11 protein-coding genes and 1 pseudogene are annotated in these 12,487 nt (G+C 72.4%); 6 read left to right on the plus strand and 6 right to left on the minus strand.

Annotation, left to right across the window (positions count from 1 at the left end):
• Window positions 1-13: 13 nt before the first annotated feature.
• The 3 genes from ABEA87_RS00815 to crtI are packed head-to-tail and all read right to left on the minus strand — an operon-like array spanning window position 14 to window position 2,920.
• Window positions 14-901 carry a MerR family transcriptional regulator gene (locus tag ABEA87_RS00815; RefSeq protein ID WP_345625088.1) on the minus strand — a complete coding sequence of 296 codons (888 nt, stop codon included), beginning with the start codon at window positions 899-901 and terminating at the stop codon, window positions 14-16.
• Window positions 891-1,436 (minus strand): isopentenyl-diphosphate Delta-isomerase, encoded by a 546-nt coding sequence (gene idi / locus ABEA87_RS00820; RefSeq protein WP_345625089.1) that lies wholly within the window; start codon window positions 1,434-1,436, stop codon window positions 891-893. Before idi ends, ABEA87_RS00815 begins: the two co-directional genes overlap by 11 nt.
• Window positions 1,433-2,920, minus strand: a complete 1,488-nt coding sequence (gene crtI, locus ABEA87_RS00825; RefSeq protein ID WP_345625090.1) for a phytoene desaturase family protein — start codon at window positions 2,918-2,920, stop codon at window positions 1,433-1,435. Before crtI ends, idi begins: the two co-directional genes overlap by 4 nt.
• Before the next feature lie 202 nt (window positions 2,921-3,122).
• Here crtI and ABEA87_RS00830 point away from each other — a divergent pair.
• The 4 genes and pseudogenes from ABEA87_RS00830 to ABEA87_RS00845 all read left to right on the plus strand — a co-directional run.
• Window positions 3,123-4,046 (plus strand): annotated as a pseudogene (locus ABEA87_RS00830) (phytoene/squalene synthase family protein); the annotation flags it as partial.
• Between the two features lie 295 nt (window positions 4,047-4,341).
• The gene (locus ABEA87_RS00835; protein ID WP_345625091.1) at window positions 4,342-6,204 is read left to right on the plus strand and encodes a GH25 family lysozyme; all 1,863 of its coding nucleotides are present in this window, start codon (window positions 4,342-4,344) and stop codon (window positions 6,202-6,204) included.
• Window positions 6,205-6,228: 24 nt separating this feature from the next.
• Window positions 6,229-7,203: a TRM11 family SAM-dependent methyltransferase gene (locus ABEA87_RS00840; protein WP_345625092.1), complete on the plus strand. Its 975-nt coding sequence runs from the start codon at window positions 6,229-6,231 to the stop codon at window positions 7,201-7,203.
• A gap of 139 nt (window positions 7,204-7,342) precedes the next feature.
• A complete protein-coding gene (locus tag ABEA87_RS00845) occupies window positions 7,343-8,737 on the plus strand; it encodes an alpha,alpha-trehalose-phosphate synthase (UDP-forming) (RefSeq protein ID WP_345625093.1) in 1,395 nt (464 codons plus the stop codon).
• Here ABEA87_RS00845 and ABEA87_RS00850 read toward each other — a convergent pair.
• Window positions 8,701-9,549: a TetR/AcrR family transcriptional regulator gene (locus tag ABEA87_RS00850; RefSeq protein WP_345625094.1), complete on the minus strand. Its 849-nt coding sequence runs from the start codon at window positions 9,547-9,549 to the stop codon at window positions 8,701-8,703. The two genes, ABEA87_RS00845 and ABEA87_RS00850, sit on opposite strands and share 37 nt — an antisense overlap.
• Before the next feature lie 86 nt (window positions 9,550-9,635).
• Between ABEA87_RS00850 and ABEA87_RS00855 the strand changes: the two genes are divergently transcribed.
• Both ABEA87_RS00855 and ABEA87_RS00860 read left to right on the plus strand, forming a co-directional pair.
• Complete coding sequence (locus ABEA87_RS00855) at window positions 9,636-10,631, plus strand: aldo/keto reductase (protein WP_345625095.1); 996 nt, start codon at window positions 9,636-9,638, stop codon at window positions 10,629-10,631.
• Window positions 10,632-10,780: 149 nt separating this feature from the next.
• Entirely contained in the window at window positions 10,781-11,146 is a 366-nt protein-coding gene (locus tag ABEA87_RS00860) for a type II toxin-antitoxin system PemK/MazF family toxin (protein ID WP_425570678.1), read from the plus strand.
• Between the two features lie 5 nt (window positions 11,147-11,151).
• On the opposite strand, the gene ABEA87_RS00870 is transcribed toward ABEA87_RS00860, so the two are convergent.
• The gene (locus tag ABEA87_RS00870; protein WP_425570679.1) at window positions 11,152-11,967 is read right to left on the minus strand and encodes an ABC transporter ATP-binding protein; all 816 of its coding nucleotides are present in this window, start codon (window positions 11,965-11,967) and stop codon (window positions 11,152-11,154) included.
• A 143-nt stretch (window positions 11,968-12,110) separates the two neighbouring features.
• Window positions 12,111-12,371, minus strand: coding sequence for a hypothetical protein (locus tag ABEA87_RS00875; RefSeq protein WP_345625096.1), 261 nt, complete (start codon window positions 12,369-12,371; stop codon window positions 12,111-12,113).
• Window positions 12,372-12,487 lie beyond the last annotated feature (116 nt).

Genomic DNA, 12,487 nt, shown 5'->3' on the forward strand with positions numbered 1-12,487 from the left:
CGGAAGGTACGGGTCAGTACGAACCCGTCGTGAGGATCGCCACCGCCTCGCGCAGCGTCTGCGGCCGCGCCACGGCGACCGGCAACTCGGCGCCGTCCCAGCCTGGTCCGGCCGCGATCAGCAGCGACGGCGGGGCGGGAAGTTCGGTGAGGTCGAGGAGCTGGGCCGGCACCGCGTACCGGTCGGCGTGCGCCCACAGCCCCACCGCGGCCGGGCCGGTACGGCGGACGGCCTCCCGCAGGGCCCGGGCGGGCATTCGGGCGCCGAGCTGCCGCACCGCCAGGCCGGACTGGGCGAGGCCGGCGGCGAGCGCCTCGACGGGCAGGGTGTGCTGCTCCTCGTCGGCGCAGCCGAGCAGCACCCGGGGCGGGTCGCCGGCCCGGGGCCGGGGCACCACGGCCAGCGCGGCCGACACGCACCCGCTGAGCAGGTGCTCGACCTCGATCATGGTGCCGGTGGAGGCGTGCCTGGTGCCGATCCCGCGCAGTACCGGCGCGATCATTTCTTCCCAGGTGCTGATCACGCCGGCCGCGGTGATCGCCTCGTCGAGCAGTTCGGCGATGGCGCACGCGTCCAGCCGCAGCGCGGCCCGGGCCAGCCCGCGCGCGGAGGCCCCGTAGCGCCCGACGCTGATCGCCCGGCCGCCCCCGTCGCGTACCGGGGCGGCCGAGTCGCCGGCGCCGAGCGCCTGCCGGGCGGCCTGCGCCGGCGGTACGCCCCGGGTGATGAGCTGGCGCATCCGCTCCAGCAGGCTCAGGTCGTCGGCGGTGTACCGGCGGTGGTGGCCGGGGGCGTGGCCGGTGGGGCCGAGCCCGTACCGCTGGTGCCAGGTGCGCAGGGTGGTGACGGCGACTCCGAGTCGGCGGGCCACCTCACCGGCGGTCAGGCCGTCAACGGCCACCGGCGCCGCCAGGCAGCAGCTCGACGACGCCGGCCAGCCAGGGGGCGTACCGGTCGGGCTCGGTGGCGAGCCCGGACCGTAGCGTCTCGACCTCCACCCAGTCGACCTCGGCCACCTCGGCCGGGTCGGGTCGCATAGCGACGTCCGGGGTGACCCGGCCGAGTAGGACGTGGTCGTACTCGTGCTCGACCAGGCCGGTGACCGGGTCGGCGGCGCGGTACAGGTGGACGCCGAGCTGCTCGAACGGGACGCCGGCGATGCCCAGCTCCTCGTCCAGCCGGGTGGCGGCCGCCTCGGGCACCGGTACGCCGGGCGCGGGGTGCCCGCAGCAGGCGTTGGCCCAGCGCAGCGGGAACCGGGTCTTGACGGCGGCCCGCCGCTGGAGCAGCAGCCGGCCGTCGGGGTCCATCAGCAGGATCGAGAACGCGCGGTGCAGCTTGCCGTCCGGCGCCTGGTGAGCGTCTTCAACAGTGGACTGTCCAATGTGGATCCCATCATTGGCGACGAGTTCGACCAGATGCGATTCGCGATTCATGAAATGGTTCCCGTGATTCGTTGGGCGGCTAGCTTGCCGGAGATGAGCACCATGGGCACCCCGACACCCGGTTGGGTGCCGGAACCGACAAACACCACATTGGACAGCGTCGGGTGCAGGTTGGCTGGGCGGAACGGGCCGGTCTGGCGCAGCGTGTGCGCGGCGGCGAAGGGCGTACCGGCGGCCATCCCGGCCGCGGCCCAGTCGGCCGGGGTCACCACCCGGGACAGCTCGATGCCGGCGCCGAAGTCGTAGTAGCCCCGCGCCTCCAGGGTGGCGACGAGTTCGCCGGCGTACTCGCGGGTGGCCCGTTCGGACCAGTCCAGCGGGGAGGAGACGAGATTGGGCGCCGGGGCCAGCACGTAGTAGATCTCCCGGTCGGGCGGGGCCAGCGTCCGATCGCTCCGGGTGGGGTTGGTCACGAGCAGGGACGGGTCGCTCATCAACCGCCCCTGCCGGATCACCTCGTCGAAGGTGGATCGCCACGCCCGGCCGAAATGGATGTTGTGGTGGGCGATCTTCTCGTACCGGGCACTGGACCCGATGTGCAGCACCACCGCGGACGGCGAGTGGCGCAGCCGGGCGAGCCGCCGCGGCGTGCCGGGCAACAGATCCCGGTAGGCGACCGGCAGGTCCGGGTTGAGGATCACGGCGTCGGCCGGGATGCGCTCACCGCCCTCGGTGATCACGCCTACCGCCCGGCCGGCCCTGGTCTCCACGGAGGCGACCGTCGTGGAGTACCTCAGGTGCACGCCCACCTTCTCGGCCGCTCCGGCCAGCGCCCGGGGCACGGCGTGGATGCCGCCGCGCGGGAAGTACACGCCGGACACCGCGTCGAGGTAGGAGATGACCGAGTAGAGCGCGAGGGCATCGTGCGGCGCGACCCCGGCGTACAGGGACTGGAACGAGAAGATCCGGCGGGTACGCGGGTCCCGGAAGAACTGGTTGACCTTGCCCTGGAGGCGCCGGAACCCGCCCGCCGCGATCAGGCGCACCAGGTTGGCGGTGAGCAGGTCGCGCGGGGCGTCGAGGTTGCGGTCGATGAAGTCGTTCCGCTGCAGCTGCCACAGCCGCCTCGTGTAGTCGACGAAGCGCAGGTAGCCGTCGGCCTCCCGGGGGCCGCAGACCCGCGACACCTCGCCCGCCATCCGGGTGGTCTCGGTGATGACGTCCAGCGTCGATCCGTCGTGGAAGTGCGCCCGGTACGCGGGGTCGATCGGCGTCAGGTCGAGCCAGCGGGACAGGTTCTCCCCGACCGCGGCGAGCGCCTCGTCGATCAGCTCCGGCATGGTCAGCACCGTCGGGCCGGTGTCGAATTCGTATCCGCTCAGCGTCAGCCGGCCGGCCCGCCCGCCGGGCGTCGGCTCCCGTTCCAGCACGGTGACCTCGCGCCCCGCCCCGGCCAGGTGCAGCGCGCACGCCAGCCCGCCGAGCCCGGCGCCGACAATGATCACTCGATCGGTGCGCCCCGAAACAGTCCGCACTGTCGCTGCCCTCCTTCGCGGTCGCCGCCGACCATCATGCCCGCTTCCCGGCGCCGCCGGCTGGCTACGCCGCGCCTAACGTTGTCGAGGGCTGGACGTGCGCGGCTGAGGGGGCCGTGAGCCCGCGGGCCAGCATAGCGTATGGTGCGAATTGCATCGATTTATGAGTCGATTCGGGAGTCCGGTGGGCGAGAGTGGGGCAGTGGACGGAAGCCTGTCCGCCTCGTATGAACGTTGTCGCGCCCTGCACCGGCATCACGGCCGGACCTATTACCTGGCAACGCTGCTGCTGCCGAAATGGAAACGGCGCCACGTGCACGCGCTGTACGGCTTCACCCGGTACGCCGACGAGATCGTTGACGCGTTCGACGACACCGCACCGGATCGCCGGGCGGCCCGGCTGCGGGAGTGGGGCGACCGGTTCTTCTCCGGCGAACTGGACGATCCGCTGCTGCCGGCGGTCCTGCACACCATCGAGATCTTTGGGCTGGACCGGGGCGACTTCGACAGGTTTCTCCGGTCGATGGCGATGGACCTGACGGTCAGCGCGTACCAGACCTACGACGAGGTGCTCGGCTACATGGAGGGCTCGGCCGCGGCCATCGGCACCATGATGCTGCCGATCCTGATGGCCGGCGACGGGCCGGGCGGCGGGGCCGGTGGCGGAGTCGACGCGCTGCGGGGGCCGGCGCGGGAACCCGCCCGCCAACTCGGCATCGCCTTCCAGCTGACCAACTTCATCCGCGACGTCGGCGAGGATCTGGAGCGCGACCGCCTGTACCTGCCGCTGGAGGACCTCGCCCGGTTCGGGGTGAGCGTCGACGACCTGCGGGCCGCGAAGCGGGCCGGCGTGGCCACCGAACCGATCCGGGCGCTGATCGCGTTCGAGGTGGACCGGGCCCGGGAGCACTACGCGCGGGCCGCCGTCGGGGTGACCATGCTCGCCCCGACGTCGCAGGCCTGCATCCGCACCGCACTCCTGCTGTACCGGGGGATCCTCGACGAGGTCGCCCGGGCCGGGTACGACGTGCTGGCGCGACGGGCCACGGTACCGGGGTCGCGCCGGCTCAGGGTGGCGGCCGCGAGCCTGGCCAGCCGCCCGGGCCGCCCTATCGCGCCGTCCGGTTCGCGTACGGCCCCGCTCGACGCCGCCTCGCGCGACTCTGTCCTGCCCGATGGAGCCCTGCCCGACTCTGCCCTGCAACGCGAACGATCGGTGCCTTCCTGACGATTCGCCCGCGAATGCGCGGGCCTTCGCCTAGCGTTACGTGTATCCGATTCAGGTGTTGGTGGTGCCGCTGCCGGGTCTTGACCGGCGGCCTTGTGTACGAGCGACGGCGTGGTCGCCGGTGGTCGGCGGCCCGTTGATTCCTCGCGCGTCAACTCCGCCGAGCACGCGTGGGGGGATTCGCATGGCATCGATGGGTAGCAAACTGTCTGGGTCCCGGCGGCGCCTGGCCGCGGCGACGGAGAAACGGCTGGCCGCGCTGATGCTCGCCGGGGTGCTCGCGGCCGGATCCGCGAGCGTGGCGTCCCCGGCGCTGGCCGACCCCGCGGTGCGCCAGCCCGCCGTGGATCAGCCTGGTGCCGTGGTCCGACCAGGTGCCGTGACGCAGCCGGGTGCCGTGACGCAGCCCGGTGCGGTGGGCGCGCCGGGCACGGTGGTTGCGCCGGGCGTGGTGGCGCGAGACGGCGTGGCCGGCATGGCGGCCGCGCCCGTGGTCGCCCAGCCCGATGCCGCCGCCGCAGTGGCGGCGCCCGCGGCCCTCGGCGCGGCGGCGGCCAACCCGGGCGGTTGGGCGCACGCCGGCTCGGTCCCGGGCGCGCGACCGCCGGTGGCCGCGCCCGCGGCACCGGTCGGCTACCCGGTCGTCGGGATCGACGTGTCCAGCAACGACCACACCAACGGCCGGACCATCGACTGGGCCGGGCAGGCGGCGGCCGGGACGAAGTTCGCCTACGTGAAGGTGACCGAGGGCACCAACTACATCAACCCGTACTTCGACTCCGATCTGCACGCCGCGAAGAACCAGGGGTTGTACGTCGGCGCGTACCACTTCGCCCGGCCGGATCAGGGCAACCCGGTCGGCCAGGCGGACTTCCTCATCGACCACGCGCAGTACGTCACCGACGGGCAGACCCTGGTGCCGTTCCTGGACATCGAGTGGCCCTACGGCGCCCTGGGGCTGCCCGACTGCTGGGGGCTGACGCCCACGCAGATGTCCACGTGGATCGGCGGGTTCGTCAACGAGGTGCAGGCCCGGATCGGCCGGCCGCCGATGATCTACACGAACAGCAACTGGTGGAACCCGTGTACCGGCAACAACGCGTCCTTCTCGTACCTGCCGCTGGACATCGCCGCGTACACCACGGCGCCGCCGGTGCTGCCGGCCGGCTGGAACCGGTTCACCATCTGGCAGTACGCCGACGGCCCCTGGCCCGGTGACAAGGACGCGTTCAACGGCTCGCTGGCCGAGCTGGCCGCGTTCGCCGGCGCGAACCCGGTGCCGCTGCCCCCGCACTACGACTCGGTGGTGGCCCGGACCAGCCAGGGCACTCTGGTGGTGTACCCGAACATCCGCGGGCGTGGAACGTCCACCCTCGGCGCGCCGTCCACGGTCGGGGTCGGCTGGAACGGCATGGACCTGATCGACGCCGCCGACCTCAACGGCGACGGCTTCGACGACCTGCTGGCCCGCGACAGCCTCGGCCGGCTGTGGGTGTACCCGGATCAACGCGGCACCGGCACCACCCTGTTCGGGTTGCCCGCCCTGGTCGGTCTCGGGTGGAACGGCATGAACGCGATCGAGCTGGGCGACGTGGACGGCGACGGCCGGGCCGACCTCGTGGCCCGGGACGGGCTGGGCCGGCTGTGGCTCTACCCGAACACGGGGCGCACCGGCACCACGACGTTCGGTGCGCCGGTGGTGATCGGGGTCGGCTGGCAGGTGATGAACGCGATCAAACTGGGCGACCTGAACTCCGACGGCCGGACCGACATCGTGGCCCGGGACGCGTACGGCATCCTCTGGCTGTACCCGAGGATCGGCGGGGGCGGCTTCGGTAACCCGATCGAGCTGGGCATCGGCTGGAACGGCATGAACTCCATCTCGCTCGGCGACATGAACGGTGACGGGCGGGTGGACGTCATGGCGCGCGACGGACAGGGGCTGCTCTGGCTCTACCCGAACGCGGGCGGGGCCGGCGTCTACACCCTGGGCGGCCCGAGCGAGCTGGGCTTCGGCTGGGGATCCATGACGGCGCTGGACCTCGGCACCTTCTGAGTCCGATCTCCGTAAGCTGGGCGGGTGCCATACCGCCCGCGGATCGACCTGGACCGCCAGATCAACGATCACCTGATTCTGCGTACCGCCCCGGGCGCCGTGGACTACCTGGCCGAGGATGTCCGCGCGCTCGGTGCGCGGGTGCTGCGGCGGTACCCGGATGGCCTGCTGATCGAGTACACCGGCGCGTTGCGGCCGCTGGCCGCCAGCCGGTACTTCGACGTGCTGGCGGTCGACCCGGCGGCGCTTTCGGACTCGCTCAAGGACGGCGTGCTCAGCGCGCTGCTGCCGGGTGGCGACGCCGTCCGGTTCCGGGTCGGTGACCTGGGCGAGGAGCGTTGGGCGGCGCGCGAGCGGTTCGAGTCCGAGTACGGCTGGGAGAACAGCCCGAACGCCTGGGACGTGAACGTCGAGCCGGGCGGCGCCGAGATCGGCGCGCTGTACCTGACCCAGCGCTTCGGTGAGCTGCAGCGCACCCCGGCCTCCACCAACCCCGTGGTGGCGGCCGTGCTGACCCGGCTGGCGAAGATCGAGCCCGGGCAGACCGTACTGGACCCGTTCTGCGGAGCCGGGACGCTGCTGGTGCACGCCGCCGAGTTGGCCCGGCCCGGCCGGCTGCTCGGGTTCGACCTACAGAATCGTTGGCTGCGCATGGCGGCGGACAACCTGCGTACCCGCGGCGCGAGCGCGCTGCTGGCCCGGGCCGACGCGGCCCACCTTCCGGTGGAGTCCGGCGCGGTGGACCGGGTGATGGCGAACCTGCCGTTCGGCAAGCGGGTGGGTTCGCACCGGGTCAACTCCGCGCTGTACCCGGCCGCGCTCGCGGAGATCGCGCGGGTGCTGCCGGGCAACGGCCGGGCCGTGCTGCTCACCGACGACAAGCGGCTGTTCCGGGAGACCGTCCAGCGCACCCGCCTGATCCGCGTGATCAAGGAGATCGTGCTGGCCAGGGGCGGCCTGCACCCGTCCGCGTACGTGGTGACCAAGCGCGGTCGGTAGCTGTTTGTGAGCCAGATCATTGCTCGCTGTACTGTTTTGTAACAGCCACTTAACGTTTTATCGGTAGGAACATCGACAGAGGTCATGCCTCGCGACCAGGAATGATCGTCACAACTCCATCCCCCGGAGGTCACCGGTCATGCCGCACAGTGAGCTTGTGGTGGTCGCGAACCGCCTTCCCATCGACGAGACCGTGCTCGACAGTGGCGCCCGGGAGTGGCGCCGGAGCCCGGGAGGCCTGGTCAGCGCGCTGCGGCCGATCCTGCGCGGCGAGGGGACGACCTGGATCGGCTGGGCCGGCGGCACCGGCCCGGCCCCCGATCTCCCGGACATCGACGGCGTAGCGCTGCGCGCGGTACCGCTGTCCGATGACGAGTTCGAGAACTACTACGAGGGCTTCGCCAACTCCACGGTCTGGCCGCTCTACCACGACGCCGTGGAGCAACCGGTCTTCCACCGCCGCTGGTGGGAGGCGTACCAGCGGATCAACCGCCGGTTCGCCGCCGCGGCGGCCGAGTCGTCGCCGCCGGGCGCGCTCGTCTGGGTGCAGGACTACCACCTGCAACTGGTGCCGGCGATGCTCCGCGCGCTGCGCCCCGACCTGCGCATCGGCTTCTTCATGCACATCCCGTTCCCGCCGCCCGAACTGTTCAAGCAGATCCCGCGCTGCGCCGACCTGCTGCGGGGGCTGCTCGGTGCCGACCTGGTCGGCTTCCAGACCCCCGGCGGCGCGCGCAATTTCGTCCGGCTCATCGACCGGGTCCTGGGCCTGCGCACCCGGCACTCCGAGATCGAGGTGGATGGCCGGGTGGCGCGGGTCGGCGCGTTCCCCATCTCGATCGATGTCGAGGATCTGGAGCGGCTCGCGGCCTCCGAGCAGGTGCGCGCCCACGCCGCGCAGATGCGGGCCGACCTCGGCAACCCGGACCGCATCCTGCTCGGCGTCGACCGGCTGGACTACACGAAGGGCATCGAGCACCGGCTCAAGGCGTACCGTGAGCTGCTCGCCGATGGTCGGGTCAAGGTGCCCAACACGGTGCTCGTCCAGGTGGCGGTGCCGAGCCGGGAACGGGTCGAGCACTACCGCATGCTGCGCGACAAGGTCGAGCGCGAGGTGGGTGGCGTCAACGGTGAGTACGGCCGGCTCGGTGTGCCCGCCGTTCACTACCTGAACTGCTCGTACAACCGGTCCGAACTGGCCGCGCTCTACCTGGCGGCGGACGTCATGGTGGTGACCCCGCTACGCGACGGGATGAACCTGGTCGCCAAGGAGTACGTGGCGTGCCGCCCGGACAACGGCGGGGCGTTGGTGCTCTCCGAGTTCGCCGGGGCGGCCCAGGAGCTCAAGCAGGCGTACCAGGTCAACCCGCACGACCTCGATGAGCTCAAGGACACGCTGGTGCTCGCGCTGGAGGCCGACCCGGCCGATGCCGGCCGGCGGATGCGCGCCATGCGCCGCTACCTGCGTACCCACGACGTGACGGCCTGGGCCCGGGCCTACCTGACCGCCCTGGAGTTCCCGGTCGAGTCGTGAGGTCCCTCGGCGAGCCGCCGCAGCCACTGCCGCAGCAGCGCGGTCTCGGCGGCGGTCAACGCCCCGGCGGCCGGTGCCGCCCCGGCAGCGGCCGCCCCGCCGGATGACGTGTCGGGTGACGTGTCGACTGGCGTGCCGGCGGGTGGCGCGTCGTCGGCGGGCGGCGCGCCGGCCAGCGCCGCGTCCAGGGCCAGCGCGCGGGCCGCCAGCGGGGTGTCCGCGCCGTCTCGCGCCGGGCCCGCGCCGTCTCGGGCCGGGTGCGGATCGGTGAGGATCGCGTCGAGCATCGCTTCCCGTACCCGTGCCGACAGCGCGGGGTCGCGCTCCTGCTCCGGACGGGCGATCAGGGCCAGCGCCACCCCGACGCTCGCGGCGCCGGTCATCTGGGCCGCCGTGGCGACCGGTACCCGCAGGCGCCCGGCATGGGCCACCCGCTCCAGCATGGCCACGAGCAGGCCGGTGGCCTCCCTGGGGACGGCGGGCTGGTGCCCGGGCCGGACGCTGCCGTACATGAGGGCGTAGAAGTCCGGGTGCGTCAGGGCGAACTCGACGTGCAGGTCCCAGCCCCGGCGTAGGTCCTCGACCGGGTCGCCGGTGGGCGCCTGCGCCTGCTTGTCGGCCAGGTACCGCTCGAAGCCGTACGCCGTGACCGCCTCGATGAGGCCCTGTTTGTCCCCGAAGATCCGGTAGAGCGTGGGCGCCTGGATGTTGGCGGCGGCGGCCACGGCGCGGGTGGACAGCGCCTCGCTGCCGGACTCGGCCAGCAGCGAGGCGGCGGCGTCGAGGATGCGCTGCCGGGCGTCTGGGCTCATGTTGGCAACGATACCAGCTTGGTGTTAGCGTCGCTAACGGCTCGCGTTAACGACGCTAGCTAACGTTGATACCAAGGGGACGCACAATGAAGATCCGCACTCTGGGTGCCACCGGCCCGCGCGTCTCGGCGCTCGGCCTGGGGCTCATGGGCATGTCCGACTTTTACGGGCCGACCGACGAGGGCGAGTCGCTCGCCACCATCCACGCCGCGCTCGACGCCGGGGTGACGCTGCTGGACACCGGCGACTTCTACGGCATGGGTCGCAACGAACTGCTGCTGCGCGAGGCGCTGCGCGGACGCGACCGGGACAGCGTCACCATCAGCGTCAAGTTCGGCGCGCAGCGCGACCCGGCCGGCAACTGGCTGGGGTATGACGCGCGGCCGGCCGCGGTGAAGACCGCGCTGGCCTACAGCCTCAACCGGCTCGGCACCGACTACATCGACATCTACCGGCCGGCCCGGCTGGACCCGTCGGTCCCGATCGAGGAGACCGTCGGAGCGATCGCGGAGCTGGTTCAGGCCGGCTACGTGCGGCACATCGGCCTGTCCGAGGTCGGGGCGGCCACGCTGCGCCGGGCCCAGGCGGTGCACCCCATCGCCGACCTGCAGATCGAATACTCGCTGCTCTACCGCGGCATCGAGAAGGAGATCCTGCCCACCGCCCGGGAACTCGGCATCGGCGTCACGGCGTACGGCGTGCTGACCCGTGGCCTGCTCTCCGGCCACTGGACCGCCGGGCGTGAGCTGACCGCCGCCGACTTCCGCGCGGCCGGCCCGCGCTTCCAGGGCGAGCACCTGGAACGCAACCTCGCCCTGGTCGAGGCGCTGCGAAAGATCGCCGCGCAGCGGAACATCACCGTCGCCCAGGCCGCTATCGGCTGGGTCGCCTCCCGTGGCGAGGACATCGTGCCGCTGGTCGGCGCCCGCCGCCGCGACCGGCTCGCCGAGGCGCTCGGCGCGGCCGACCTCGCGCTGGCCGAGCAGGATCTGGCCGCCATCGAGGCGGCGGTGCCGGCCGGGGCGGCGTCCGGCGAGCGGTACCCGGTCGGACAGCTGCACAGCCTGGACAGCGAGGGCTGACCGAAGCGGCTCGTCCCGGTGGGCACCGGTTAGGGTGTCCCACCGTGGCGAGCTTCTTCAAGGGCGCGACCGCGAGACTCGGCCGGCTCGCGGGACGTGGCACGGGCCGCGTCCCGGGACAGCCGCGTCCGGCGCCTCCACTGCATCCGGTGCGGCACCTGGTGTACGCGCCGCAGCTCGACGGGCAGGCCGACCCGGGCGAGATCGTGTGGACCTGGGTGGTCTACGAGGACGAGCCCGATCAGGGCAAGGACCGGCCGGTGCTGGTCGTCGGCCGGGAGGGCAGCACGCTGCTCGGCCTGATGCTGTCCAGCCGGGCACAGCGCGACGGCCAGCACAACTGGTACGCGCTCGGCCCGGGCACCTGGGACCGGGATCGGCGGCCGAGCTGGATTCGCCTGGACCGGGTGCTGCGGGTGGAGGAGGACGGCATCCGCCGCGAGGGCGCCATCCTCGACCGCGAACGGTTCGAGGCGGTGGCCGACAAGCTGCGCACCGAGTACGGCTGGCACTGACGTCATCACGGCCCGACCGGCCTCACGCCCGCCCCGGTGGCGGGGTGAGCAGGCCGCGGGCCATCGCGGTGGTGACCGCCGCGGTCCGGTCCGAGACGTTGAGCTTGGCGAAGGCGCGCAGCAGGTGGGTCTTCACCGTCGCCTCGGAGATGTAGAGGGCGCGCCCGATGTCGGCGTTGGTGAGCCCGCGCGCCGGCCACGAGCCGGCCGCTGACCATGATCGCGATTCGGTCGGCGAGGGCCTCCGCCTCCTCCAGGTAGTGCGTGGTCAACAGGATGGTCGTACCGTCGTGCGCGAGCTGACGGACGAGCTTCCAGAACTGCCGGCGGGCCTGCGGGTCGAAGCCCGTGGTCGGCTCGTCAAGGAAGAGCACCTCCGGCGATCCGATGATGCCCAGGGCCACGTCGACCCGCCGGCGCTGGCCACCCGACAGGGCGCGGATCCGCTTGCCAGCCTGCTCGGTCAGGCCGACCTGGTCCAGTACCGTCGCCGCGTCTCGGCTGCGGGGGTAGTAGCCGGCGAAGTGGCGGACACTTTCCGCCACGGTGAGCTCGGCGACGTCCGTCGCGGACTGCAGGACCACCCCGATGCGGCACCGCCAGGCGCGGCCGGCCCGCTGCGGGTCCTCGTCGAGTACGCGGACCTCGCCCGCGTCGCGGCGCCGGTGGCCTTCCAGGATCTCCACCGTGGTCGTCTTGCCGGCCCCATTGGGTCCCAGTAACGCGAACACCTCGCCGGCGGCGACGGTCAGGTCGATGCCGTCCACCGCCCGCCGGCCCTGATAGTCGCGGATCAACCCGCGAACCTCGATGACTGTCATGCGACCATCGTCGTGAATCGGCGACGGTTCACGGGACGCCCGAGCGATGGAGGGGGCCTGTCCACCAGTCGATGGACAGGCCGCCCAGCGGCGCGGGCGCGAAGCGGGCCACGCGACGGCGGCGCAGCCCTCTCCCCGTCGATCTAATGGCCGCCGGTGCCGGTGAGTCTGCGGGTGCCGGCCGGCGGTCGGCCATACCGGCGGACCAGCGCTGTGACGATCGCCGCGCCGAACAGCAGGCCCGGTCCACAGTGGACGGCCAGCACACCGGCCAGGCTCGGCCCACCCCAGTCGTGGCGGTACGTGGTCGGGTCGCCGAAATCGATGATGAACGGCTCGACGATCGCCCGGCCAAACAGGTACAGACCCAGGATCACGCCGGGTACCAGCAGAAACTTCCGCACTTTCTCGCTCCCTCCCGTACCTGGCCAAAGCTACGAACGCGGGCCCCTAGGGCGCCTCGGGGACGTTCCCGATCGGACCCCTGATTCCGGCCCGATTCGGGCCGGTCACGATTAGC

The sequence above is a fragment of the Rugosimonospora acidiphila genome, assembly GCF_039543385.1.
Lineage (GTDB): Bacteria > Actinomycetota > Actinomycetes > Mycobacteriales > Micromonosporaceae > Rugosimonospora > Rugosimonospora acidiphila.